The sequence below is a fragment of the Mitsuaria sp. PDC51 genome (assembly GCF_900113225.1).
In the GTDB taxonomy this organism is placed as follows: Bacteria; Pseudomonadota; Gammaproteobacteria; order Burkholderiales; family Burkholderiaceae_C; genus Roseateles.
In genome coordinates this window covers 1,755,065-1,779,218 of the sequence record NZ_FOZE01000002.1, presented here as the reverse complement: position 1 = coordinate 1,779,218, position 24,154 = coordinate 1,755,065, and the positions used below count along the sequence as shown (strand labels likewise).

Sequence of the window (24,154 nt, the reverse complement as noted above, 5' to 3'; positions counted from 1 at the left end):
CTCGGGGACTTCACGGGGAGACGGCCGCGCGCTGCTGCCGCCAGCGCGCCCGCCAGCCGGCGCGTGGCGCATCGGCCACGTGCAGCACCAGCTCGGTGCCGGCGCCCGGCGTACTGCGCACCGACAGGCACGCCGCCATGAGGCGCGCCCGCTCGCGCATCCCGCACATGCCGTAGCGCCCGTCGCGCGGCTGACGCGCCTCCCAGTCCGGCGGCAGGCCGATGCCGTTGTCGCGCACCGTCAGCGTCAGGCCGTCGGCGCGGTAGTCCAGCTCCAGGCTCACCTCGCTCGCCCGCGCATGGCGGTCGGCATTGGTCAGGGCCTCGCGCGCGATCAGCAGCATTTCATCTTCGATCGAGGCCGCCAGCGCCCGCGGCGTGCCGGTCACCCGGATCCGGAACTGGCCCGGCGGCCGGACCAGGTCCTGGCCGGCGCGCGCCAGCCGCTCGGCCAACCGACGGTCCGAGCCCCGGCGCTCGCCGCCGTTTGCGTCGTCGTCGCCCTCGTCGTCATCCCCCCAGCCGCCGCGCTCGGCGGCGTCCTCGTCGTCGATGCGCTGACGCAGCTGGCCGACGCGATCGCGCCCTTCGGCCAGCAGCCCCTCGGCCCGCGTCAGGTCGCGCTCCATCTTGTGCCGCAGCGCCTGGTCGGTCACGCGTCGCACGCTCGCATCCAGCCCCAGCAGCAGCCCCTGGAAGCCCTGCAGCAGCGTGTCGTGCAGGTCTCGCGCGATGCGCTCCCGCTCGCGATGGCGCACCTCCAGCCGCATCCGCAGCCGCGCCTGCAGCGCCCGCACCCGCAGGCGATACCCGCCCCAGATGGCCCCCACCAGCGCCAACGCCAGTCCCCAGCGGAAGGCGGCGTACTCGTGCAGCGCCGGCGCGATGCGGAAAGCCAGCACCGACGGCCGGCGGCTCCACAGCCCGTCGGGATTGGAGGCCAGCACCTCGAAGCGGTAGTCGCCCGGACCGAGGTTGGCGTAGGTCGCCTCGCGCTGCGTGCCGGCGTCGCGCCAGTCCGCGTCGACGCCCACCAGTCGGAAGCGGTAGCGCACCTGCTCCGCCTTGCTCAGCACCCGGGCGGCGTAGCGCAGCGTCAGCGCATTGGTGCCCTGCGGCAGCTGCTGGCCCTGCGCGGCCGGATAGCTCTGCCCGCCGGCCATCAGCGCCTGCACGTCGACGCCGACCTCGCGCGAGTTGCGCGGCGTGCGCGCCGGGTCCAGCCAGACCACCCCGAGGTTGGTCACGAACCACAACCGGCCGCGGGCGTCGCGCACCGCGGTCGGCGTCGCCGAGGCCTGACGGGCGATGCCGGGCAGGCCGTCCGCCGCGTCCAGCAGCTGGTAGCTCAGCGGACTGGCCGAGGCCTCGAACAGCGCGGGCACTTCCGCCGCGGCCAGGCGCACCAGGCCGCGGCCGCCGTTGAGCCAGAGGTCGCCGTCGAAGGACTCGACGATGCCCGACACCCGGCCGAAGGCCGGATCGCGCTCGATGGGGATGGTGGCGAAACGGCCGTCCCGGCCCAGCGCGACGCCGTTCTCGCCGGCGACGACCAGGCCGTGGCGGGTGTTGCGCACCGTCAGGATCCGGCCGGTGCGCAGGCCCTGCTCCGGACCGAAGCGCAGGCGCCGGCCCAGGTCGTCGATGGCGGTGAGCACGCCGTCGTGGCCGAACCAGACGGCCCCGTCCGCGTCCACCGCCAGCGAGCCCGGCGGCTGGCCGTCGAGCTCGCCTTCCCTGACGCGGGCGATGCCGGCGCGCGTCGCGTGGAACACGCCGACCTCGTGCAGCGACAGCCACAGCCCGCCGGTCGGATCGGCGGCCATGCCGCTGGCGGCGGCCCGCGTCCCGGCGGGCAGCGGCTGGGCCCAGCGCTCCCAGCGCCCGCCCGGCGGCGCGCGCCACAGCGTCTCGTTGTCCCATAGCCAGAGCGAGCCGTCGGTCGCCCGCACCGCCTGCGTGGCCGGCCGGCGCGAGCTCGGCCGCGGATCGATGCCGGTCTCGCGCACCGCACCGCCGGGCGGATCGACCCGCCAGCTCGCCGAGGAACTCGACAGCAGCACGCCGCTGCCGTCCGGCTGCACGTTGAAGCCGGTCGAGGCGGCATCCTCCAGCCGCGTGACGCTCCGGATGCGGTGCTGGCGCAGGCTGCTGACGCCGACGTTGGTGCCGACCCAGATCTCGCCGTCGTCGCTTTCCACCAGCGGCACGGTGATGGACGAGCCCAGGCCGTCGGCGACGGTGAACCACTGCCCGCGCGACCAGTCCAGCTGCTCGCCCGCCATCAGGCGGGCCGCGTCCGCGGCCTCGGTGCGGAACACGCCGCGACCGTTGACGGTCACCCACAGCCCGCCGTCACTGGCGAACAGCATCTGCTTGACCAGCGTGGACGGCCGGCCGTCGCGCTCGGACACCACGCTGGGAGAGAAGGGCGCCGCGGCCAGGTCGTCCATCCGCACGGGCGCGGGCGCCGGCGCGGTGTCGGGCAGCTGCGCCCACGAGCGCCAGGAGCCCGGCACCCCCAGCGGCCGCACGCCGCCGCGGCCGTCCGCGATCCAGAGCCGGTCCTGGCCGTCCTGCGCCATCACCGCGCTGCGGCCCAGCGGCACGCCGGTGTCCTCGAAGCGCTCGGCATTGGCGGCGAGCCGGTACAGGCGCTCGCCGGAGCTGACCCACAAGGTGCCCTGGCGGTCGCGGAACAGGTACTCGGCGCCGGCCGCGGGATAGCCCTGCGCCTCGCCGATGCGCTGCCAGCGCTGGCCGTCGAAACGCGCCAGGCCCTTGCCCGCCGCGGCCCAGAGCGCCCCGCCGGCGCGCGCCAGGCGCAGCACGCGGCCGCCGGGCAGCCCCTGCGCCGCGCCGTAGCGGGTCACGCCGTCGTCGCGCAGGCGCAGCACGCCGCCTTCGAACAGGCCGATCCACAGCGTGCGGTCCTCGTCGACCAGCAAGGCGTTGATGTTGAACGCCGGCAGCGGCTGGTCGCCGGGCCGGTAACGCTCGAAGCGCAGGCCGTCGAAGCGGTACAGCCCCATGCCGGTGCCCAGCCACAGCACGCCCTCTCGCCCGCCGCCCAGCGTCCAGACATCCGCCGGCGCGCCGTCGCGGACGTTCCAGGAGCGATGGGAGAAATCGGGCAGGCCCTCGGCGGCGGCCCCCCCCGCAGGGTGGGCGGTCGCGGCCGCAAGCGCGACCACCAGCATCCATCCGATCCACCACCTCGCCACTCGACCTCCCTCCGTCCGGTGCCATGCCGGCCGGCGACTGTGCCGACCCGGGCCCCCTGCGGTCAAGCGCGCGTCGTCCCGGTCATGCGGCCGGCAGCGGCTGGAGCCGGTAGAGCCCTTGCGCGGCGCCGCGCGACGGACGCGCCGGCAGCGGCACCGGATCGTCGGCCACCGGCTCGTCGTCCAGCAACCCGCGGCGCAGCGCCTCGGTGGCGGCCTGGGTGCGGCTGCGCGCGCCCAGCTTCTGCAGCAGCGTCTTCACATGCGTCTTGACGGTGCCCGCCGCGACGCCCAGCCGCAGGCCGATCGACTTGTTGTCCAGGCCCAGGCAGAGCATGCGCAGCACGTCGCGCTCACGCGGCGTGAGCTCGTCCCCGAGCCAGCCCTCGGCCACGGCACCGGCCGCCGTGCGGCAGAGATAACGCCGTCCGGCCGCGACGGCACGCGCGGCGTCGCGCAGTTCCTCGAGCGCGCAGGCCGCATGCACATAGCCGAGCACGCCCGCCGCCATCGCGTGACGGACGCGGCCGCCGTGCGTGACCGGACTCACCACCAGCCACTGCGGCGCAGGCACGCCGCCCGAGGCCGTGCCGGCGCCGCCGCGGCGCGGCGCGCCGGCCAGCGACTGCAGCGCGCCCTCATGATCCGCGATCACCAACCGCACCGACGTGCTCCGGCTGCCCGGCCCCGCCGCGCCCAGCGACGGGAAGCCGGACGGCAGCCCGTCGTCGCCGGTGTCGTGCGCGCGGAAGAAGGGCGACAGCGCGGCGGCGATGCCGGCGCGCAGCAGCGGATTGCGATGCACGACGATCGCGTCGAGGACGGCGGGGGGGCGCTCGATCAGGGACATGGACAGCTCCCGGGGGGCGGTGAAGGCGGTGGCGCGGGGGCGCCGGAGGACTGCGCCGATCATCGGAAGCCATGCTGCACCGCGATAGCCCCGGTCGAGTCGATGCCCGCTACCCGAAAGGGTAGTGGCCCCCTGGAAGAGGGACGCCCCGAAGGGGGTCGCCCTATGATCGCCGCCATGCTGCCCGCGCCCGAACCCATCCGCGTCCTGACGGTCGACGACCACCCGCTGATGCGCGAGGGCATCGCCGCGGTGCTGGGCGAGCAGCCCGACATGGCGCCGGTGGGCGAGGCGGCCGACGGCTGGCAGGGCCTGCAGGCCTTCGAGCGGCTGCGCCCCGACGTCACGCTGATGGACATCCAGATGCCGGGCATGGACGGCCTGGAGGCGCTGTCGCGGCTGCGCACGCTGAGCCCTGGCGCGCGGGTCATCGTGCTGACCACCTTCAAGGCCGATGCCCAGGCCTGGCAGGCGCTCAAGCTGGGCGCCTCGGGCTACCTGCTCAAGACGCAGCTGCGCACCGAGCTGCTGGACGCGATCCGCGCGGTGCATCGCGGGAACCGGTGGATCCCCAACGAGGTCGCCCAGGAGATCGCCGCGCACGCCGGCCAGGAGCAGCTCTCGGGGCGCGAGATCGACGTGCTCGAGCACATCGCGCAGGGCCTGAGCAACCGCGAGATCGGCGGCCTGCTCTCGCTGTCCGAGGACACGATCAAGGCGCGCGTGAAGATGATCCTGTCCAAGCTCGACGCCCGCGACCGCACCCACGCCGTCGTGCTGGCGCTCAAGCGCGGCCTGCTGCGCCTCTGAGCTCCCCCGAGCGTCCCCGCTCATTCCCTCTCCCCCGCGGGGGGAGAGGGCGAGGGTGAGGGGATCGTCCACCACCTGCCTCTGACGGGAGAGCGCTGGCTGCGCCATCGGCGGCTGTCGCGCCGGACATCGGTTTCCTAGGATGCCTTCATCCCTCGGAGACCCTCGATGACGATTCCTTCGACCCCCTCGGACCTCACCCGCCGCGACCTGCTCGCGCTGGGCGGCCAGCTCGCGCTCGCCGCGGCGCTGCCGCTGGCGCTGGCCGACGGCGCCGAGGCCGCGGCCTCTTCCTCCCCCTCCACCCCCTCCCAACACCCCCTACCAGGAGCCCCCATGAGCTACGTCACCACCAAGGACGGTACCCAGATCTTTTACAAGGACTGGGGCAGCGGCAAGCCCGTCGTCTTCTCCCACGGCTGGCCGCTGAGCAGCGACGCCTGGGAAGACCAGATGCTCTTCCTCGGCCAGAACGGCTTCCGCGTGATCGCCCATGACCGCCGCGGCCACGGCCGCTCCAGCCAGAGCTGGAGCGGCAACGACATGGACACCTACGCCGACGACCTGGCCGCGGTGCTCGACAAGCTCGACATCAAGGACGCGATGCTGGTCGGCCACTCCACCGGCGGTGGCGAGGTCACCCGCTACGTCGGCCGCCACGGTGTCAAGCGCGTGTCCAAGGTCGTGCTGGTCGGCGCCGTGCCGCCGACGATGATGAAGTCCGCCGCCTACCCGAACGGCCTGCCCAAGGACGTCTTCGATGGCATCCGCGCCGGTGTGCAGAAGGACCGCTCGCAGTTCTACAAGGACCTGACGACGCCCTTCTTCGGCGCCAACCGCCCGAACGCGCAGGTCTCGCAAGGCATGCGCGACAGCTTCTGGCTGCAGGGCATGCAAGGCTCGCTGAAGTCGCAGTTCGACTGCATCAAGCAGTTCTCCGAGACCGACTTCACCGAGGACCTGAAGAAGATCACCGTGCCGACGCTGATCATCCACGGCGACGACGACCAGATCGTGCCGATCGGCAACTCCGCCGAGCTGTCGGTGAAGCTGGCCCCCAAGGCGACGCTCAAGGTCTACAAGGGCGGCAGCCATGGCCTGGCCGCCACCAGCAAGGACCAGCTGAACGCCGACCTGCTGGCCTTCGCGAAGTCCTGATCCCGCCAGTAGTCCGCTTCAACGATCCCCTCGAGGGTCCGCGCCGTTCTTCACCGCCGCGCGGACCTTCGTTTCCTCGTCCCTCCAGGAGACCCCCATGAGCAAGCTCGCCAAGGCCGTTCCCGGCGCCAAGTTGCTGAACCCCACCGACCACACGCTGGTCATGATCGACTTCCAGTCGCAGATGGCCTTCGCCACGCACTCGATCGATGCCAACAACCTGCGCACCCACGCCTCGCTGGTGGCGCAGGCGGCCGCCGGCTTCGGCGTGTCCACCATCCTGACCACGGTCGCCGAGAAGAGCTTCTCCGGCCCGATGTTCGACGAGGTCACGGCGCCCTTCCCCGGCAAGAAGATGCTGGACCGCACCTCGATGAACACCTGGGAGGACGTGGCGGTGATCGAGGAGATCAACCGCATCGGCAAGGACCGCATCGTGCTGGCCGGCCTGTGGACCAGCGTCTGCATCGTCGGTCCGGCGCTGTCGGCGATCGACCAGGGCTTCGAGGTCTACGTCATCACCGACGCCTGCGGCGACGTCTCGCTGGAAGCGCACAACCGCGCCGTCGAGCGCATGGTGCAGGCCGGCGCGCAGCCGATCACCTCGCTGCAGTACCTGCTGGAGCTGCAGCGCGACTGGGCCCGCGGCGAGACCTACGACATGACCACCGGCATCGCGAAGAAGGTCGGCGGCGCCTACGGCATCGGCATCAACTACGCCAAGACGATGTTCAACGCCCACGAGGGCTGAGCTTCGACGGCAGCGCAAAGGCGGTCCTCATGAATGCATATGTGTTGTCGGCCGCCGTGGGCCTGCTCGTCGGCGTGATCTACGGCCTGCTCAACGTGAGGTCGCCGGCGCCGCCGGTGATCGCGCTGGTGGGCCTGCTGGGCATCCTCGCCGGCGAGCAGATCCCGCCGCTGGTGCGCCAGTGGCTGCAGCGCGATCCGGCGCAGGTCAGCTGGGTCGACCAGAAATTGCGCCCGCACATGTTCGGGCACATGCCCGGATGCGAGAAGACGAAGACCGCGGCGGCCCCCGGCGCGGCGCCCGAGGCGACCACCGCCCGGCGCGCGAGCACGGCCCCGGCGGCGAACGCGGAGTCCCACGATGCCTGACACCTCCTTCTCCCGCACCGCGGGCATGACGCCCGACCTGGTGCTGTTCAACGGCCGCTTCACGACGCTGGACCGCACGCGGCCGAGCGCCGAGGCGGTGGCCATCCAGGACGGACGTTTCCTCAGCGTCGGCGGCAACCAGGAGATCCTGGCGCTGGCCGGCGCGACGACGCGCCGCATCGACCTGAAAGGCCGCGGCGTGCTGCCGGGCCTGATCGACAACCACCTGCACATCATCCGCGGCGGCCTGAACTTCAACATGGAGTTGCGCTGGGACGGCGTGCGCAGCCTCGCCGACGCGATGGCGATGCTGAAGGCGCAGGTCGACATCACGCCCGCGCCGCAATGGGTGCGGGTGGTGGGTGGCTTCACCGAGCACCAATTCCATGAGAAGCGGCTGCCGACCATCGACGAGCTCAATGCCGTCGCGCCGGACACGCCGGTCTTCATCCTGCACCTCTACGACCGCGCGCTGCTGAACGGCGCGGCGCTGCGCGCCGTCGGCTACACCCGCGACACGCCCGAGCCGCCCGGCGGCCAGATCCTGCGCGACAGCGCCGGCAATCCCACCGGCCTGCTGCTGGCCAAGCCCAACGCGTCCATCCTGTACGCTACGCTGGCCAAGGGGCCGAAGCTCCCGCCGGAGTACCAGCTCAACAGCACGCGCCACTTCATGCGCGAGCTCAACCGGCTGGGCGTCACCGGCGCGATCGACGCGGGCGGCGGCTTCCAGAACTATCCCGAGGACTACCAGGTCATCCAGCAGCTGTCCGACGCCGGCCAGCTGACGATCCGCCTGGCCTACAACCTGTTCACCCAGAAGGCGGGGCAGGAGAAGGAGGACTTCCTCAACTGGGCGAAGTCGGTCCCCTACAAGCAGGGCAACGACTACTTCCGCCACAACGGCGCCGGCGAGATGCTGGTGTTCTCCGCCGCGGACTTCGAGGACTTCCGCCAGCCGCGGCCCGACATGGCGCCGCAGATGGAAGGCGAGCTCGAGGAGGTGGTGCGCATCCTGGTGCAGAACCGCTGGCCGTGGCGCATGCATGCCACCTACGACGAGACGATCTCGCGTGCGCTGGACGTGTTCGAGAAGGTCCATCGCGACACGCCGATCGACGGGCTGAACTGGTTCTTCGATCACGCGGAGACGATCTCGACGCGCTCGATGGACCGGATCGCGGCGCTGGGCGGTGGCGTGGCGGTGCAGCACCGCATGGCTTACCAGGGCGAGTATTTCGTCGAGCGCTACGGCGCACGCGCCGCCGAGGCGACGCCGCCGGTGGCCGAGATGTTACGCCGGGGCATGAAGGTCTCGGCCGGCACCGACGCGACGCGGGTGGCCTCGTACAACCCGTGGGTGTCGCTGTCCTGGCTGGTCACCGGCCGTACCGTCGGCGGCCTGCAGATCACGCCGCAGCGCAACTGCCTGGACCGCGAGGCGGCGCTGCGCATGTGGACGGAGAACGTCACCTGGTTCTCGAACGAGCAGGGCAACAAGGGGCAGATCGCGGCGGGCCAGCTGGCCGACCTGGTCGTGCCGGACCGCGACTTCTTCGGCTGCGCCGAATCGGACATCGCCGACACCAGCGCGCTGCTGACGATGGTCGGCGGCAAGGTGGTGTGGGGCGCCGGCGATTTCGCGTCGCTGGATGAATCGGCCCCGCCGCCGGCGATGCCGGACTGGTCGCCGGTGCGGCGCTACGGCGGCTACGGCGCCTGGGGCGCGGAAGGCAAGCCGCTGCAGGCGGCGATGCGGCGCACCGCGTGCTGCGACACCGCCTGCGGCGTCCATGGTCATGCGCATGCGAATGCCTGGGCGTCGGAGGTGCCCGCCTCCGACCTGAAGAGCTTCTGGGGCGCGCTGGGATGCGCGTGCTGGGCGGTCTGATGATGGACTTGGACACACGAGCCGCCCCGATGCGGCGCGCCGAAGCCGGGTACAACCGACGGCACCTGGAGGCCCCACGATGAGCGAGTACCGATCCACCCGTCTGTTCTCCCCCGCCGCACCGCGCTGGGTGGAGGCGGTGCTGCAGTGGCCCACCTTCGGGGTGATGCTGCGCCTGTGCCTGGCGTCGGCCTACCTGATCGGTGGGATCGACAAGGCGATGGACTTTCCCGGCGCGGTGGCGGAGCAGGCGCATTTCGGCCTGCAGCCCGCGGTGCTGTGGGCGGTGCTGGCGATCGCGGTGGAACTGATCGGCGCGTTGCTGCTGATCCTGAACCGCTGGGTCTGGCTGGCGGCCGGCGCGCTGGGCGTGCTGACGCTGGTGGCGATGCTGGTGGCCAACGACTTCTGGCACCTGAGCGGCCAGGCGCGCTTCATGGCCAAGAACGCCTTCTTCGAGCACCTGGGCCTGATCGCCGGGCTGGCCTGCGCGGCGCGGATCGCGGTGCTGGAAAGGAAGGTGCTGGCATGACGGGCGTGAAGCGTTTGCTGGTGGCCAGCCTGACGCTGGGTTTCATCGGCGGCTATGTGGACACGGTGGGCTTCGTGGCGCTGTTCGGGCTGTTCACGGCGCACGTGACCGGGAACTTCGTGCTGATCGGCGCGGAGCTGAGCCGCACCAGCGGCGGCAGCGTGCTGCTGAAGCTGCTGGTGTTCCCGACCTTCGTGGTGTCGGTGGCACTGGCGCGGATGGTGGCCCTGCGCTGCGAGCGGACGAAGACGGTGGCAAGCCGGCCCTTGCTGGTGATGCAGGCGGCGCTGCTGGTGGTGGCGCTGATCTGCAGCGTGCCGGCGGGTGCGGCGCTGGCGCCCGACGCGCCGTGGGCGATGGCCACCGGCCTGTTCATCACCGCGGCGATGGGCGTGCAGAACGCGGCGGGCCGCTTGGCCTGGCCGGCGCTGACACCGACGACGGTGATGACGGGCAATGTGACGCAGGTGGTGATCGACGGCGTGGACCTGCTGCGCGGCGCGGCCGGTCCGGACGTGCGGGAGCGGCTGGGCCGCTTCATCTGGCCGGTCGCGGCCTTCGCGGTGGGCGCGCTCACGGGCGCATTCGCGTATGCGGCGTGGAAGTTCTGGGCGCTGCTGCTGCCGCTGGTGATGCTGGCCGGGCTGGTGGTGATGGATGTGAAGGCGGATAAGAAGGGCTGAGCCGGCCGGTGGCCTGTCGTCTGTGCCGCGTGCGCCGCGTGCGCCGCGGGCATGCGCCCAGGCCGCCGCTCAGCCTTCGGCGTGACGGGCCCGCAGGAAGTCGACGAAGGCCCGCAAGGGCGCGGGCACGTGGCGCCGGCCGGGGTAGTACAGGAACGGCCCGGTGAACGGGCGCCACCATGGCTGCAGCAACGGCTCCAGCGCACCGCTGGCCAGATGGGGTTGGAGCCAGTCCTCGAACAGGTGGATGACCCCGCTGCCGGCCAGTGCCGCATCGATGGCGAGGTCCACGCCGCCGCCGGCCCGCACGACCAGCGGTCCGGCCGGATCGACCGTTACGACCTCCGACTTGCGCTGGAACTCCCAGGGCGGCATGGCCCCGCTGGCGAAGCGCACCCGCAGGCAGGCGTGCTGCAGCAGGTCGCGGGGATGCAGCGGCCGGCCGCTGCGCGCGAGATAGCCCGGCGCGGCGGCCGTCGCCATGCGCTGGCGACGTGGGCCGATGGGCAGGGCGATCATGTCCTGCTCCAGGCGTTCCTCGTAGCGGATGCCGGCATCGCAGCCCGCCGCGACGACGTCGACGAAGCCTTCGTCGACCACCACTTCCAGTCGGATGTCCGGATAGGCGGCGAGGAAAGGCGGCACCAGGGCCGGCAGCACCAGGCGCGCCGCGCTGACGGGGACGTTCAGTCGCAGCGTGCCTGCCGGACGGTCACGGAAGCCATTGATCTCGTCGAGCGCCGCTTCCACCTCGCCCAACGCGGGCCCCAGCCGATGAAGCAGTCGCGCGCCCGCTTCGGTGGGCACGACGCTGCGCGTGCTGCGGTGGAGCAGCCGAACCCCCAGGCGGGCTTCCAGCCTGCGCAGGGCCTCGCTGAGGCTGGACGCGCTGACGCCCTCGCCGCGCGCCGCCTGCCGGAAGCCTCCGGCGCGCGCCACCGCCACGAAAACCGCCAGATCGGCCATGTGATCCGCCATCGCACCCGCCACTGTTCTGATTTCCGCACGGCCCGTGCGGATTGGATCCACTTATCGTACGCCGCGGCGCTGCCTAGAGTGAGCCACCTTCGAAAGGACATGCTCATGAACTCACTCGACAAGGCCGGCACCTTCCGCATCGGCAACCGCAACGTGAAGCGCCTCGGGTACGGCGCGATGCAGCTCGCCGGACCCGGCGTCTTCGGCCCTCCCAAGGACCGGGCAGCCGCCGTGGCGGTGCTGCGGGCGGCCGTGGAGCGCGGTGTCGACCACATCGACACCGCTGACTTCTATGGCCCGCACATCACCAACCAGATCATTCGCGAGGCCCTGCACCCCTATCGCCAGGATCTGCTCATCGCCACCAAGGTGGGCGCCAAGCGGGGGGCCGATGGGTCGTGGCTGCCTGCCCTGTCCGCCGACGAGCTGACGAGGGCGGTACACGACAACCTGCGCCACCTCGGTCTGGAGTCGCTGGAGCTCGTCAACCTGCGCAGCATGCTGGACGTCCACGGGCCGGCCGAGGGCTCGCTGGAGGAGCCGCTCACCGCCTTGGCCGAACTGCAACGGCAGGGCCTGATCCAGCACATCGGGCTGAGCAACGTGACCGCGCGGCAGGTCGAGGATGCGCGTCGCCTCTGCGCCATCGTCTGCGTGCAGAACCATTACAACCTCGTCCATCGGAACGACGACGCGCTGGTGCGGCAGCTGGCCGGGGACGGCATCGCCTATGTCCCGTTCTTTCCGCTCGGTGGCTTCACGCCCTTGCAGTCGAGCGCCTTGTCGGAGGTCGCCAGCCAGCTCGACGCCACGCCGATGCAGGTGGCACTGGCCTGGCTGCTGCAGCGCTCGCCCAACCTGGTGCTGATTCCGGGCACCTCATCGGTCCAGCATCTGCGGGAGAACCTCGTGGCCGCTGAACTGCGGTTGCCCGAGGAAGCGGTGGGGCGTCTGGATCGGATGGCCGAGGTCGCTCCATACGCATGACCGGACGCTGGTGATGCAGGGCCCCTCGCTGCGATCGGCGAGGATCCCATAGAGACTTCCATCGAGACAATTTCAGTCGTTTACGGGCTTCAACCGCTGATTGCAAACTCGGCCGCGAACGCGGCGCCTGGCCGCTCTCCGGCCAGGCAAGACATGGCACGCTGACGTTCTCTTCAACGCCATAGCCATTGCCATGACCTCCGTGTTCCCCAAGAAGTCGCTCGTCATGCTGCCCCTGCTGCTGGGCGCCGCGCTCAGCCACGCCGAGCCGACGACCACGCTGAACCAACCCGCGGCGCTCCTGGAGGCGCTCGACGCGGGCCAGAAGGTCTCCGTCACCATCGACCTGAGCCGCTGCCAGCCCCAGGCCGGCGGCCGGCCGTCGCAGACCAAGGGCGGCCTGTTGGCCATCGATGCCTATCGCGTCCTGCCCGACGGGACCATCTCCTTCGCCGACACGCATTTCACGGCGTCCGACAGCGCCGCGCCGCTGTTCCAGACGCTGCGCTATCAGGTCAAGGTCGATGGCAGCGTGAACTTCCGTCAGGTGCTCTTCAACCTGCCGGACTACGCCCTCGTGAGCCAGTCGAGCTTCAACTGCACCATCGGCAATGGCGTGGAGTTCCGGACCGCACGTCGCGGCTGGTGACACTCCGCGCCGGCAGAATGCGGGCGCACCAGCATTCATGACAGGCCCGGAGCAGAGTCGATGCGCAAGCTCAGAAGTGGAATGATGAAGATCGCCAGCGCCGCCGCCATGGCGATCGCTGCCGCCGTCCCGGTCTCGGCCAAGACCTACGTCTATGTCTCCGCGGCGCAGGACGGCGTCATCGACGCGTTCGAGATGGATGCCACCGGCGCGCTCACGCCGCTGGGCAAGACGGCGGCCGGCAAGCTCGTGATGCCGATGGCGGTGGATCCCGCCAGACGGCATCTGTACGCGGTCGTGCGCTCCGAGCCATTCCGCGTGCTGACCTACGACATCGATGCCGCGAGCGGCGCGTTGCGCCAGAAGGCCGACGCGCCGCTCCCGGACAGCATGGCGTACGCGTCCACCGACCGGACCGGACGCTTCCTGTTCACGGCCTCCTATGACGGAAGCCGGATCGCGATCAGCGCGATCAAGGACGGCCTGGTCGAGCAGGGCGCCATCCAGGTCCTGCCCACCGGCGAGAAGGCACACAGCATCCGGATCGACGCCGGCAATCGCTTCCTGTACGTCACCAACCTCGGCAGCGATCAGATCTTGCAGTTCGGATTCGACGCCGCCAGCGGAACGCTGACGCCGCTCGATCCGCCGCTCGTCAAGACGAAGCCGGGCAACGGCCCGCGGCACATCGAGTTCTCCCCCGACGGTCGATTCCTCTATGTGATCGGCGAGCTGAGCGGCAACGTCATCCAGTTCGGGAGGGATCGCGATCGGGGGACGCTCACCGAGCTCTCGACCACGCTCACGGTGCCGGCGAGCGACGAGCAGCGACGCATCTGGTCCTCCGACATCGCCATCACGCCGGACGGCCGGTTCATGTACACGTCCGAACGGACGAGCAGCACGATCTCGTTGCTGACGCTTGCCGCGGCGTCCGGCAAGCCGAGCCTGGTGGACGCCTATCCGACGGAAACGCAGCCGCGTGGCATCCGCATCGATCCGACCGGGAAGTTCCTGCTCGTGGCCGGCGAGAAATCGGACCGGCTGTCCGTGTACCGCATCGATCCGGACAGCGGCGCGCTCCGGTTGATCGGCCGTCAACCCGTGGGACGGGCCGCGAATTGGATCGAGATCGTGGACCTGCCCTGAGCGGCGGCCATTTCGGCCGAAGGTGGGCGTCCGGCCCGAAAAGGAAAAAAGCCCGCGGCGTGAACGCCAACGGGCTTCCTTCATCGTGATCATCCGATCCCGGGACAGCCGGGATCGCTATCGATCAGAACGGAATATCGTCATCCATGTCATCGAAGCCGGTCGCCGGCTTCGGCGCGGGGGCAGGGGCGCGAGGCGCCGCGGCGCGCGGGGCCGGCGCGCGCGGTGCGTCGAAGTCGCCGCTGTCGCGACCGCTGCCGCCACTGCCGCGCTCCGACGAGCGCTCACGGCTGTAGCCACCACCACCGCCGCCGCCCATGTCGTCGCCGCCGCCTTCACGGCCGCCCAGCAGCTGCATCTGCTCGGCGATGATTTCCGTCGTGTAGTTGTCCTTGCCTTCCTTGTCCTGCCACTTGCGGGTCTTCAGGCGACCCTCGACATAGACCGGACGGCCCTTCTTCAGGTACTCGCCCGCGATCTCGGCCAGGCGGTCGTAGAACACCACGCGGTGCCATTCGGTCTCTTCCTGGCGCTCGCCGCCTTCACGGCTCTTCCAGTTGCGCGTCGTCGCGATGCTGACGTTGCACACCGCGCTGCCGCTGGGCGTGTAGCGGAGTTCGGGATCACGGCCCAGGTTGCCGAGGATGATGACTTTGTTGACCGAGGCCATGAGGGTTGCCTTCGCTTGCGTGTCGTTGAATGTTCGGAATGGGAAACTCGGCGCCGCCCATCGCCCGGGACATCGGGTCGGAAACAGCGGCGCAGGGGGCGGATTATGCCGCCCGCCCATTCCGCCGACGATCCCCGGGAAACGCCGATCCGCTGCCTGCTTCGTGGCAGCCGATCACCGGATTCAGGGCCGCCGTGGCCGCCGCGCCCGCGCGGGCGGGCCGTCAGCCCATGCGGCGCCGGCTCTGCTTGTGCGCGTACATCGCCGCGTCGGCCTGCTGCATCAGCTCCTCCAGCGTCAGCGGTCGGTCGGCGGCCATCGCGGCGTCGCCGACGCTGAAATCCAGCGCATAGCCCCGCTGCGCCCTCAGGTTGAGCGCCCCGACCTGCGTGCGCACCCGCTCCAGCGCGGGCGACATCTGCTCGGTCGCCGTGCCGCTGAGCAGCACCACGAACTCGTCGCCGCCGGTGCGCGCGATCACGTCCGAGGCCCGCAGGCAGAAACGCAGGATGTCCGCAAAGGACTTCAGCGCCCAGTCGCCCTCCGCATGGCCATAGCGGTCGTTGACATGCTTGAAGTGGTCGAGGTCGAAGTACAGCATCGTCGCCGGCCACTGCTTGCGCCGGCACAGCGCCAGCACATGTCCGGCCTGCGATTCGAAGCCGCGCCGGTTCGCCAGCCCGGTCAGCTCGTCCACCATCGCCATGTACATCGCCGCGAACTGCTGCTCGACCATGAAGGCCAGGTCGCGCAGCGTCGCCTGGTCGTCGGCGTCGAAGCCGCGCGGCACCCGGTCGATCAGGCACAACGTGCCGAGGCGGTGGCCACTCGGCGCCCGCACCGGGCAGCCGGCGTAGAAGCGGATGTGCGGCGCCCCGGTCACCAGCGGGTTGTCGACGAAGCGCGGATCGGCATGGGTGTCGGGGATCAGCAGGATGTCGTCCGACAGGATGGCGTGGCCGCAGAAACTCATGTCGCGCGGGGTCTCCGGCACGTCCAGGCCCTGCGCCGACTTGAACCACTGCCGGTCGGCGTCGACCAGGCTGACCAGCGCGATCGGCACCTCGAACAGGCGCCGCGCCATGCGCGTCAGGCGGTCGAAGCGTTCCTCGGGGTCGGTGTCCAGCACCTGCAGCACGCGCAGCGTGGCCAGCCGGGCATTCTCGTCGTCGGGCAACGGCGCAGCGATCATGGGCAGGTCTGTGCGGTGCGGAGGAGCAAGGCGCTCGGAAAGCGCCGTCCACGACGGATCGGGACCGGGTGAACGGCGGGCCCGTCGATGTGCAGGACAATCGAGGGCTCCATGAGTTCGTCCAAGCATCATCCCGTCCCGCTAGCCATCCTGCAAGAGGTGTTCGGTTACAGCGCCTTTCGCGGCCAGCAGGCGGCGATCGTCGACCACGTGACCGCCGGCGGCGACGCGCTGGTGCTGATGCCCACCGGAGGCGGCAAGTCGCTCTGTTACCAGATCCCCGCCATCGCCCGGCAGCGCGCCGGCCATGGCGTCACCGTGGTCGTCAGTCCGCTGATCGCCCTGATGCATGACCAGGTCGGCGCGCTCGAGGAAGCGGGCGTCGAGGCCGCCTTCCTCAACTCCACGCAGACGCTCGAGGAAACCCAGCGCATCGAGCGCGAGATGCTCGCCGGGCGCCTGACGCTGCTGTACGCGGCACCGGAGCGGGTCAACACGCCGCGCTTCATCGCGCAGATGCAGTCGCTGTACGAGCGCGGCCTGCTCGCGCTGTTCGCGATCGACGAGGCGCACTGCGTGAGCCAGTGGGGCCACGACTTCCGCAGCGAATACCTGTCGCTGAGCCTGCTGCACGAGCGCTTCCCCGACATCCCGCGCATCGCGCTGACCGCGACCGCCGACGACATCACCCGCGCCGACATCATCGAGCGGCTGCAGCTCGACAGCGCGCGGATCTTCGTCGCCTCGTTCGACCGGCCCAACATCCGCTACCTGATCGTCGAGAAGGACAGCCCGCGCGAGCAGCTGCTGCGCTTCATCCAGGACGAGCACGAGGACGAGGCGGGCGTCGTTTATTGCCAGAGCCGCAAGAAGGTCGACGAGACGGCGGAGTGGCTGCGCGCGAAGGGCATCAACGCGCTGCCGTACCACGCCGGCATGGAGCAGGAGCAGCGCAAGCGCCACCAGGACCGCTTCCTGCGCGAGGACGGCATCGTGATGGTCGCCACCATCGCCTTCGGCATGGGCATCGACAAGCCCGACGTGCGCTTCGTCGCCCACCTGGACCTGCCCAAGAACATCGAGGGCTACTACCAGGAGACCGGTCGCGCCGGCCGCGACGGCGAACCGGCCCAGGCCTGGATGGCCTACGGCCTGGCGGACGTGGTGCAGCAGCGCCGCATGATCGACGAGAGCCCGTCGTCCGACGAATTCAAGCAGGTGCAGCGCGGCAAGCTCGACGCGCTGCTCGCGCTGGCCGAGGCCATCGACTGCCGCCGCGTGCGGCTGCTGGCCTACTTCGGCGAGGACAGCCAGCCCTGCGGCAACTGCGACAACTGCCTGAATCCGCCCGCAACCTGGGACGCGACCGAGGCGGCGCGCATGGCGCTGTCGTGCATCTACCGCTTCCACCAGGTCACCGGCTTCAGCTTCGGTTCCGGCCACCTCATCGACGTGCTGCGCGGCAAGGAGACCGACAAGGTCGCCCAGTACCGGCATCACGAACTGTCGACCTGGGGCGTCGGCGCCGCGCTCAGCGAGCAGCAGTGGCGCGCGGTGATCCGCCAGCTGATCGCGCTGGGCTATGCGGTGACCGAGGGCGAATACAACACGCTGTCGCTGGGCGGCGATGCCAAGGCCGTGCTGCGCGGCGAGGTGCGCATGCTGCTGCGCCAGCCCGCGGTGCCGACGCGCAAGAGCAAGTCGAGCCGCGGCGGGTCGTCGTCCAGCCGGCGCTCGGAGGCCGAGGCCGACCTGGACGCCGCGGCGCAGGCGCGCTTCGACGCGCTCAAGGCCTGGCGCGCCGAGGTGGCGCGCGAGCACGGCCTGCCGGCCTACGTGATCTTCCAGAACGTCACCCTGGCTGAGCTGGCGCGGGCGCAGCCGCGCTCGCTCGACGAGATGTCCGGCATCAGCGGCATCGGCGCGAAGAAGCTCGAGGCCTATGGCGAGGCGCTGCTGCGGGTCCTGGCCGAGGACTGAGCCGCTTGGGCCCTCGATCGCGTCACGCGATCGTCACCATCAAAACTCACCGACGAAAAGAAGAACGCCCGGCAACTGCCGGGCGTTCTCGTGGGCGATCGCTACAGCTGGACCGTCGCGGTCGCCGCCTTGACAGCGCAACCGCCGGAGCTCAGCAGAGCTGGGTCGTGCAGCCGGCCGGCGCGGCCGAAGCCAGCTGCTGGCCGTCGGCCGCGGTGTCGCGGCGGCCGGTGATGTAGACGGTGGGCAGCTGTTCGCGCTTGGCGGTGATGACCACCGGATCCAGCGTGATGACGGCCGCGCGTTGCTCGCGCTGGTCCTGCACGTGCAGCAGGCTGACGGCGATCGCCAGCGTGGCGCCGATGCCGAAGGCAAAGGCCTTGAAGCTGGTGCGGGCGGTCTTGAAAGAGGTAGTGCTCATGTCGATCTCCTTGATGGGGTTGCGTGTGTCAGTGAAGTCAGTGTCGTCATCGCGCCCCCGTTCCGCGAGCCGCAAGCGACGAATGCGCGCGGCGACGGAGTGAACTGCGCGGAACCGCGACGAATGGATGAGCCCGGACCGTCGATCGCCGGGATGCCCCATTCCATCGATGTTCCCGACGATCGAGCCGAAAAAAAAGAAGCCCGCTGGTCAGGCGGGCTTCGAAATGCCGGGGGAAGCGTGGCGTCTATCGGAGCGCAGGCCGCGGGGTCATCCGCGCGGCTTGCTGGCCTGGTCGGCCTGAGGTCCCGGCATGGTCTGCTCGGCCCAGTGCAGGGGCAGGGGATGGGACGGACGCGCGGCCTCGTTCGTGTCCGCCAGCCACAAGGCGATGACAGCGGCGCTGGCCACGGCGGCCAGGGCGGTGAGGAAAGTCTTGGCGGCGTCGTTCATGGTGGTCCCCTGCGGTGCGATCCCTGTCCTGGCATTTCAACGAGGATGCACTGTGCGCCGCCACCGGCGGCAAGACCACGACGACGCGACGAATTGCCGCTATCGCGCGCCGAAATGCCGGTCGGTCGGGCGAATGGGTCCTGGGGGGCGATCCTGGCGGGGCTTCAGCCGCGCGCTGCCCGTGCTGCCCCAACCTGGGGCGGCCAGACGGCCAGGCGCGCCGCCAGCGCGGCGGCCGGCTGCGGCCGGCAATAGAAATAGCCCTGCTGCTGCCAGCAGCCCAGGGCCAGCAGCGCATCGCGCTGCGCCTCGGTCTCGACGCCCTCCGCCACCACGTCGATGCCCAGCGCCTCGGCCATGCCCATCATGGCGCGCACCAGCGCCCGGTCGTCGGCGCTGCTGGGCAGGTCCCGGACGAAGGCCCGGTCGATCTTCAGCCGCGCCGGGCGCAGCAGCTTCAGGTAGGCGAGCGAGGAATACCCGGTCCCGAAGTCGTCCACCGACAGGCTCAGCCCCAGCTCGGACAGGCGCGCCAGGGTCTGGAGCACCGTGTCGGTGTCGGTCAGCAGCGAGCTTTCGGTCAGCTCGATCGCCAGTTCGCCGGGCGCGACCGCGTGGCGGCCCATCGCCTCGGCGATCCGCTCGGCCAGCCGGGGCTCGCGGAACTGCAGGGCCGACAGGTTGATCGAGATCGGCCCCGGATGCCGCCCCGAGGCCTTCCAGCGCGCCAACTGCGCGCAGGCCTGCTCGATGGTGCTCCAGCCCAGGTCCAGGATCTGCCCGGTCTCCTCGGCCAGCTCGATGAACTGACCTGGCATCACCAGCCCTCGCTGCGGATGCTGCCAGCGCATCAGCGCCTCCAGCCCCGACCAGGCGCCGGTGCGGGCATCCACGACGGCCTGGTAATGGAGCAGCAGTTCGTCGCGTTCCAGCGCCAGCTTCAATTCGCGCTCGAGCTCCATCCGCTGCACCGCCGCCGCGTCCATGTCCTGCTGGAAGAAGCTGTAGCGCGAGCGCCCCAGCTGCTTGGCGCGGTACATCGCCAGGTCGGCATGGCGGACCAGGGTGTCGAAGTCGTCGCCATCGCGCGGGAACAGCGCGATGCCGACGCTGGCCGACACGCTGGCCACGCCGCCCTCGAGCTGCAGCGGCGCGTTCAGCGCCTCGATCAGGCGCTGCGCCGCGGAGGCGACGTGCTCGCTGGAATCGCGCATCAGCAGCAGGAACTCGTCGCCGCTGACGCGGCAGGCCAGGTCGGACTCCCGCACCGCCTGGCGCAACCGCTCGCTGGCCTGCAGCAGCATGCGGTCGCCGGCGGCATGCCCGAGCGAATCGTTGATCGCCTTGAACCGGTCCAGGTCGACGAACAGCAGCGCCAGGTGGCTCTGCTCGCGCCGAGCGACCGCCGCCTCGTGCAGGAAGACTTCCCGGAACAGCGTCCGGTTGGGCAGGCCGGTGAGGTGGTCGTACATCGCGAGCTGATGCAGCTGCGCGTTCTTGCTCTCCATGTCCGCCAGCAGGCCGGCGATCTGCTGCCCCATCTGGTCCAGGTGCACGCCCAGCTGGCCCAGCTCGTCCTTGCGGTTCCAGCGCAGCCGCGGCACCGGCTGGCGCTCGGCGATCGCGTTGGCCAGGCGCTTGAGCCGGTCGATCGGGCGGACCATCCGCAGATAGAAGACCATCAGCACGATGCCCACGCCCACCGCCACCTGCGCGGCCACGATCAGCGCCGTCTGCCGGCGCCCCTCCTCAAGCATGCGTTCCTGCGCGGCATCGTCGAACTGCACCCGCAGGCTGCCCAGCACCTGGCCCTCGCGCTGGATGGTCGCGGCGAGCGTGACCGTCGGCCAGCCGGGGCTGCACTTGGCGCGCACGATGTCGCGGGTGTCGACGCGCTCCTCGTTGAGCTCCACCGCGCAGACGTTGACGTCAGACAGCAGCTGGTCGAGCGCCCGCTGCACCGCCGGGCTGTCCACCGTCCACAGCGGCTCGACCAGGCCATTGGCGGCCAGCGTCAGCACGGCCGCGCGCTGGCCCTCCAGCACCGGCTCGAGGCTGCGGCGGATGAACGCATCGCTGTAGGCGAGCAGCGCCAGGGCCGGCGCCGCGATCCCGACCACCACCGCGAGCAGGATCACACTGCGCAGCGACAGCGACGGCGCTTTGAACTTCATCGAGGGGGGAAGGGGCAGGAGGGGATGCGGCGATTCTGCACCCCCATGTGGCCGGAGGGCCCCCGCAAAGGCGGGGTCGCGGGGAAGGATTTCGGCATTCCTCCCGCTGCCACGCGGTGTCAGCAGGGATCGGCGCGGGAACGGGGCTGGCCCTATCATGGCGAGTTCGCCTCCAGCTGTGTCCGGCCCCATGTCCACGAAAGTCCCGCCCGCCGTCCCCGCCCCGTCCGAGCCCACGGCCGCGCCGCAGCCGGGCCCGGGCGGCCGGTATCTGGGCCAGGTGCTCGGGCGGATGGGGGACGAGCCGCCGATGATCCGCGTCCGCGGCGCCCGCACCCACAACCTCAAGAACATCGACGTCGACCTGCCGCGCAACCAGCTGGTCGTCATCACCGGGCTGTCGGGCTCGGGCAAGTCCTCGCTCGCCTTCGACACGCTGTACGCCGAGGGCCAGCGCCGCTACGTCGAGAGCCTGTCGGCCTACGCGCGCCAGTTCCTGCAGCTGATGGACAAGCCCGAGGTCGACGTGATCGAGGGCCTGTCGCCGGCGATCTCGATCGAGCAGAAGGCCACCAGCCACAACCCGCGCTCGACGGTGGGCACGGTCACCGAGATCCACGACTACCTGCGCCTGCTCTACGCGCGCGCCGGCACGCCCTTCTGCCCCGACCACCACCTGCCGCTGGAGGCCTCGAGCGTCGGCCAGATGGTCGACGCGGTGCTGGCCATGCCGGACGACTCGCGCCTGATGGTGCTGGCGCCGGTCGTGCGCGACCGCAAGGGCGAGTTCATCGAGCTCTTCCAGGACCTGCAGGCGCAGGGGTATGTGCGCTTCCGCGTCGACGGCCAGACCGTCGAGGTGCCGGACCTGCCGGCGCTGAAGAAGGCGGAGAAGCACGACATCGATGTCGTCGTCGACCGCATCAAGCTGCGCCACGACAGCGCCGACCAGCTGCGCCAGCGTCTGGCGGAAAGCTTCGAGGCGGCGCTGCGCCTGGCCGACGGCCGCGCGCTGGTGCTCGACATGGACCGCGGCACCGAGTCGATCTACTCCAGCAAGTTCGCGTGCCCGATCTGCAGCTATTCGCTGCCGGAACTGGAGCCCCGGCTGTTCTCGTTCAATTCACCGGTGGGCGCCTGCCCCTCCTGCGAGGGCCTGGGCCTGGTGACCGTCTTCGATCCGGAACGCGTCGTCGCCTTCCCGACGCTGAGCCTGGCCAGCGGCGCGGTCAAGGGCTGGGACCGGCGCAACGCCTACACCTTCTCGATGCTGGAATCGGTCGCGAAGCATTACGGCTTCGACATCGAACAGCCCTTCGAGGAACTGCCCGAGCTGGCGCGCCAGGTCCTGCTGCAGGGCTCCGGCGAGGACGAGATCACCTTCACCTACCAGGCCGAAGGCGCCAACGGCCGCAAGCGCAGCGTCAGGCGCTCCCACCCGTTCGAGGGCATCCTCCCCACCCTGCAGCGGCGCTTCCGCGAGACCGATTCCGCCGCGGTGCGCGAGGAACTCGCGCGCTACCAGAGCGCCAAGCCCTGCCCCCATTGCGAGGGCTCGCGCCTGAGACGCGAGGCGCGCCACGTGCTGCTGCAGCCGGCCGACGCCGCCGAGGGCGAGCGCGGCAAGCCGATCTACGAGGTCGAGCACGCGACGCTGCGCGAGGCGCTGGCCTATTTCGAATCGCTGAAGCTCAAGGGCGCGAAGGCGGAGATCGCCGACAAGGTGATCCGCGAGATCGCCTCGCGGCTGCACTTCCTCAACGACGTGGGGCTGAACTACCTGAGCCTGGACCGCAGCGCCGACACGCTGTCCGGCGGCGAGGCGCAGCGCATCCGGCTGGCGTCGCAGATCGGCTCCGGGCTGACCGGCGTGATGTACGTGCTGGACGAACCCAGCATCGGTCTGCACCAGCGCGACAACGACCGCCTGATCGCGACGCTGCGGCGCTTGCGCGACCTGGGCAACTCGGTGCTGGTCGTCGAGCACGACGAGGACGCGATCCGCGCCGCGGACCATGTACTGGACCTGGGCCCCGGCGCCGGCGTGCATGGCGGCCGGATCATGGCGCAGGGCACGCCCGAGGAGGTCGCGGCGAATCTCGAATCGTCCACCGGCCGTTATCTCAGCGGCGTGGAGCGCATCGAGGTGCCCAAGCAGCGTCACGCGCTCAGCGACAGCGCCGATCCGCGCACGCTGAAGATCGTCAACGCGCGCGGCAACAACCTCAAGGGCGTGACCGCCGAATTCCCGGTCGGCCTGCTGACCTGCGTGACCGGCGTGTCCGGCTCGGGCAAGAGCACGCTGGTCAACGACACGCTGTACGCCGCCGTCTCGCGCAAGCTCTACCAGAGCCATGCCGAACCGGCCGAGCATGACGAGATCGAAGGCATGGACGCCTTCGACAAGGTGATCAACGTCGACCAGTCGCCGATCGGCCGCACGCCGCGCTCGAACCCGGCGACCTACACCGGCCTGTTCACCCCGATCCGCGAGCTCTTCGCCGAGATGCCCACCGCGCGCGAGCGCGGCTACGGCGCGGGCCGCTTCAGCTTCAACGTGGCCGGCGGCCGCTGCGAGTCCTGCCAGGGCGACGGCGTGCTGAAGGTGGAGATGCACTTCCTGCCCGACGTCTACGTCCCCTGCGACACCTGCGGCGGCAAGCGCTACAACCGCGAGACGCTGGAGGTGCTCTACAAGGGCAAGAACATCTCCGAGGTGCTGGGGCTGACGGTGGAAGACGCGCTCGCGTTCTTCAGCGCGGTGCCGACGCTGGCGCGCAAGCTGCAGACGCTGATGGACGTGGGCCTGGGCTACGTGAAGCTCGGCCAGAGCGCGACGACGCTCTCGGGCGGCGAGGCGCAGCGCGTCAAGCTGGCGCTGGAGCTCTCCAAGCGCGACACCGGGCGGACGCTGTACATCCTCGACGAGCCGACCACCGGCCTGCACTTCGCCGACATCGCGCTGCTGCTCAAGGTCGTGCACCAGCTGCGCGACGCGGGCAACACGATCGTGATCATCGAGCACAACCTCGACGTCATCAAAACCGCGGACTGGCTGATCGACATGGGTCCGGAGGGCGGCTCCGGTGGCGGGCGACTGCTGGTCGCGGGCACGCCCGAGGACGTCGCCGCCTGCGAGGCGAGCCACACCGGCCGCTACCTCAAGCCGCTGCTCGCGCGCGGTTGAGGGCGTGCGGCTCGGGGCCGCGGTTGAGGGGCTGCGGTTGAGGCGGGC

General features: G+C 70.6%; 20 protein-coding genes. 12 read left to right on the top strand and 8 right to left on the bottom strand.

The genetic code is table 11. The features are described 5' to 3' along the window. Positions 1-10: 10 nt before the first annotated feature. The gene (locus BM393_RS19215; protein ID WP_091730440.1) at positions 11-3,199 is read right to left on the bottom strand and encodes a sensor histidine kinase; all 3,189 of its coding nucleotides are present in this window, start codon (positions 3,197-3,199) and stop codon (positions 11-13) included. 106 nt (positions 3,200-3,305) lie between these two features. Next, the gene (locus BM393_RS19210; RefSeq protein ID WP_141225400.1) at positions 3,306-4,073 is read right to left on the bottom strand and encodes a response regulator transcription factor; all 768 of its coding nucleotides are present in this window, start codon (positions 4,071-4,073) and stop codon (positions 3,306-3,308) included. A 177-nt stretch (positions 4,074-4,250) separates the two neighbouring features. On the opposite strand from BM393_RS19210, the gene BM393_RS19205 reads away from it, so the two are divergent. The 7 genes from BM393_RS19205 to BM393_RS19175 all read left to right on the top strand — a co-directional run bounded on the left by BM393_RS19205 (position 4,251) and on the right by BM393_RS19175 (position 10,266). Next, a complete protein-coding gene (locus tag BM393_RS19205; protein WP_091731869.1) occupies positions 4,251-4,883 on the top strand; it encodes a response regulator transcription factor in 633 nt (210 codons plus the stop codon). A gap of 168 nt (positions 4,884-5,051) precedes the next feature. Continuing rightward, entirely contained in the window at positions 5,052-6,041 is a 990-nt protein-coding gene (locus BM393_RS19200; protein WP_091730431.1) for an alpha/beta fold hydrolase, read from the top strand. Between the two features lie 97 nt (positions 6,042-6,138). Further along, entirely contained in the window at positions 6,139-6,792 is a 654-nt protein-coding gene (locus tag BM393_RS19195; RefSeq protein WP_091730426.1) for a hydrolase, read from the top strand. A 29-nt stretch (positions 6,793-6,821) separates the two neighbouring features. Continuing rightward, positions 6,822-7,160, top strand: a complete 339-nt coding sequence (locus tag BM393_RS19190) for a XapX domain-containing protein (RefSeq protein WP_091730422.1) — start codon at positions 6,822-6,824, stop codon at positions 7,158-7,160. Then, entirely contained in the window at positions 7,153-9,051 is a 1,899-nt protein-coding gene (locus BM393_RS19185; protein ID WP_175538419.1) for an amidohydrolase, read from the top strand. The genes BM393_RS19190 and BM393_RS19185 overlap by 8 nt, the downstream gene beginning before the upstream one ends. A gap of 79 nt (positions 9,052-9,130) precedes the next feature. Beyond that, positions 9,131-9,583, top strand: a complete 453-nt coding sequence (locus BM393_RS19180; RefSeq protein ID WP_175538418.1) for a DoxX family protein — start codon at positions 9,131-9,133, stop codon at positions 9,581-9,583. Beyond that, positions 9,580-10,266, top strand: a complete 687-nt coding sequence (locus BM393_RS19175; RefSeq protein ID WP_091730414.1) for a YoaK family protein — start codon at positions 9,580-9,582, stop codon at positions 10,264-10,266. The genes BM393_RS19180 and BM393_RS19175 overlap by 4 nt, the downstream gene beginning before the upstream one ends. Before the next feature lie 69 nt (positions 10,267-10,335). On the opposite strand, the gene BM393_RS19170 is transcribed toward BM393_RS19175, so the two are convergent. Further along, positions 10,336-11,232 carry a LysR family transcriptional regulator gene (locus BM393_RS19170; protein ID WP_404932659.1) on the bottom strand — a complete coding sequence of 299 codons (897 nt, stop codon included), beginning with the start codon at positions 11,230-11,232 and terminating at the stop codon, positions 10,336-10,338. 117 nt (positions 11,233-11,349) lie between these two features. Here BM393_RS19170 and BM393_RS19165 point away from each other — a divergent pair, with 117 nt between their 5' ends. The 3 genes from BM393_RS19165 (at position 11,350) to BM393_RS19155 (ending at position 14,029) form a co-directional block, all read left to right on the top strand. After that, positions 11,350-12,231, top strand: a complete 882-nt coding sequence (locus tag BM393_RS19165) for an aldo/keto reductase family oxidoreductase (protein ID WP_091730403.1) — start codon at positions 11,350-11,352, stop codon at positions 12,229-12,231. 193 nt (positions 12,232-12,424) lie between these two features. Continuing rightward, on the top strand, positions 12,425-12,880 hold the full coding sequence (locus BM393_RS19160) for a VirK family protein (RefSeq protein ID WP_091730400.1): 456 nt from the start codon (positions 12,425-12,427) through the stop codon (positions 12,878-12,880). An 84-nt stretch (positions 12,881-12,964) separates the two neighbouring features. Further along, positions 12,965-14,029, top strand: a complete 1,065-nt coding sequence (locus tag BM393_RS19155) for a beta-propeller fold lactonase family protein (protein ID WP_217648473.1) — start codon at positions 12,965-12,967, stop codon at positions 14,027-14,029. Between the two features lie 124 nt (positions 14,030-14,153). Here BM393_RS19155 and BM393_RS19150 read toward each other — a convergent pair whose 3' ends face one another. Further along, complete coding sequence (locus BM393_RS19150; protein ID WP_091730396.1) at positions 14,154-14,699, bottom strand: single-stranded DNA-binding protein; 546 nt, start codon at positions 14,697-14,699, stop codon at positions 14,154-14,156. A 223-nt stretch (positions 14,700-14,922) separates the two neighbouring features. Then, complete coding sequence (locus tag BM393_RS19145) at positions 14,923-15,891, bottom strand: diguanylate cyclase (RefSeq protein WP_091730391.1); 969 nt, start codon at positions 15,889-15,891, stop codon at positions 14,923-14,925. A gap of 111 nt (positions 15,892-16,002) precedes the next feature. Here BM393_RS19145 and recQ point away from each other — a divergent pair, with 111 nt between their 5' ends. Next, positions 16,003-17,871, top strand: a complete 1,869-nt coding sequence (gene recQ, locus BM393_RS19140) for a DNA helicase RecQ (protein WP_091730388.1) — start codon at positions 16,003-16,005, stop codon at positions 17,869-17,871. Positions 17,872-18,022: 151 nt separating this feature from the next. On the opposite strand, the gene BM393_RS19135 is transcribed toward recQ, so the two are convergent. The 3 genes from BM393_RS19135 to BM393_RS19125 form a co-directional block, all read right to left on the bottom strand. After that, on the bottom strand, positions 18,023-18,292 hold the full coding sequence (locus tag BM393_RS19135) for a hypothetical protein (RefSeq protein WP_091730386.1): 270 nt from the start codon (positions 18,290-18,292) through the stop codon (positions 18,023-18,025). Between the two features lie 270 nt (positions 18,293-18,562). After that, positions 18,563-18,745: a hypothetical protein gene (locus tag BM393_RS19130; RefSeq protein ID WP_091730383.1), complete on the bottom strand. Its 183-nt coding sequence runs from the start codon at positions 18,743-18,745 to the stop codon at positions 18,563-18,565. 164 nt (positions 18,746-18,909) lie between these two features. Then, positions 18,910-20,919, bottom strand: coding sequence for a bifunctional diguanylate cyclase/phosphodiesterase (locus BM393_RS19125; protein WP_141225399.1), 2,010 nt, complete (start codon positions 20,917-20,919; stop codon positions 18,910-18,912). Positions 20,920-21,211: 292 nt separating this feature from the next. Between BM393_RS19125 and uvrA the strand changes: the two genes are divergently transcribed. Next, the gene (gene uvrA / locus BM393_RS19120) at positions 21,212-24,106 is read left to right on the top strand and encodes an excinuclease ABC subunit UvrA (RefSeq protein ID WP_091730377.1); all 2,895 of its coding nucleotides are present in this window, start codon (positions 21,212-21,214) and stop codon (positions 24,104-24,106) included. The last annotated feature ends 48 nt before the right edge of the window (positions 24,107-24,154 follow it).

Excerpts from the sequence above, each read along its gene's own strand:
- BM393_RS19215 (WP_091730440.1), bottom strand. The coding sequence starts at position 3,199 with ATGCTGGTGGTCGCGCTTGCGGCCGCGACCGCCCACCCTGCGGGGGGG.
- BM393_RS19210 (WP_141225400.1), bottom strand. The coding sequence starts at position 4,073 with ATGTCCCTGATCGAGCGCCCCCCCGCCGTCCTCGACGCGATCGTCGTG.
- BM393_RS19205 (WP_091731869.1), top strand. The coding sequence starts at position 4,251 with ATGCTGCCCGCGCCCGAACCCATCCGCGTCCTGACGGTCGACGACCAC.
- BM393_RS19200 (WP_091730431.1), top strand. The coding sequence starts at position 5,052 with ATGACGATTCCTTCGACCCCCTCGGACCTCACCCGCCGCGACCTGCTC.
- BM393_RS19195 (WP_091730426.1), top strand. The coding sequence starts at position 6,139 with ATGAGCAAGCTCGCCAAGGCCGTTCCCGGCGCCAAGTTGCTGAACCCC.
- BM393_RS19190 (WP_091730422.1), top strand. The coding sequence starts at position 6,822 with ATGAATGCATATGTGTTGTCGGCCGCCGTGGGCCTGCTCGTCGGCGTG.
- BM393_RS19185 (WP_175538419.1), top strand. The coding sequence starts at position 7,153 with ATGCCTGACACCTCCTTCTCCCGCACCGCGGGCATGACGCCCGACCTG.
- BM393_RS19180 (WP_175538418.1), top strand. The coding sequence starts at position 9,131 with ATGAGCGAGTACCGATCCACCCGTCTGTTCTCCCCCGCCGCACCGCGC.
- BM393_RS19175 (WP_091730414.1), top strand. The coding sequence starts at position 9,580 with ATGACGGGCGTGAAGCGTTTGCTGGTGGCCAGCCTGACGCTGGGTTTC.
- BM393_RS19170 (WP_404932659.1), bottom strand. The coding sequence starts at position 11,232 with ATGGCCGATCTGGCGGTTTTCGTGGCGGTGGCGCGCGCCGGAGGCTTC.
- BM393_RS19165 (WP_091730403.1), top strand. The coding sequence starts at position 11,350 with ATGAACTCACTCGACAAGGCCGGCACCTTCCGCATCGGCAACCGCAAC.
- BM393_RS19160 (WP_091730400.1), top strand. The coding sequence starts at position 12,425 with ATGACCTCCGTGTTCCCCAAGAAGTCGCTCGTCATGCTGCCCCTGCTG.
- BM393_RS19155 (WP_217648473.1), top strand. The coding sequence starts at position 12,965 with ATGAAGATCGCCAGCGCCGCCGCCATGGCGATCGCTGCCGCCGTCCCG.
- BM393_RS19150 (WP_091730396.1), bottom strand. The coding sequence starts at position 14,699 with ATGGCCTCGGTCAACAAAGTCATCATCCTCGGCAACCTGGGCCGTGAT.
- BM393_RS19145 (WP_091730391.1), bottom strand. The coding sequence starts at position 15,891 with ATGATCGCTGCGCCGTTGCCCGACGACGAGAATGCCCGGCTGGCCACG.
- recQ (WP_091730388.1), top strand. The coding sequence starts at position 16,003 with ATGAGTTCGTCCAAGCATCATCCCGTCCCGCTAGCCATCCTGCAAGAG.
- BM393_RS19135 (WP_091730386.1), bottom strand. The coding sequence starts at position 18,292 with ATGAGCACTACCTCTTTCAAGACCGCCCGCACCAGCTTCAAGGCCTTT.
- BM393_RS19130 (WP_091730383.1), bottom strand. The coding sequence starts at position 18,745 with ATGAACGACGCCGCCAAGACTTTCCTCACCGCCCTGGCCGCCGTGGCC.
- BM393_RS19125 (WP_141225399.1), bottom strand. The coding sequence starts at position 20,919 with ATGAAGTTCAAAGCGCCGTCGCTGTCGCTGCGCAGTGTGATCCTGCTC.
- uvrA (WP_091730377.1), top strand. The coding sequence starts at position 21,212 with ATGGGGGACGAGCCGCCGATGATCCGCGTCCGCGGCGCCCGCACCCAC.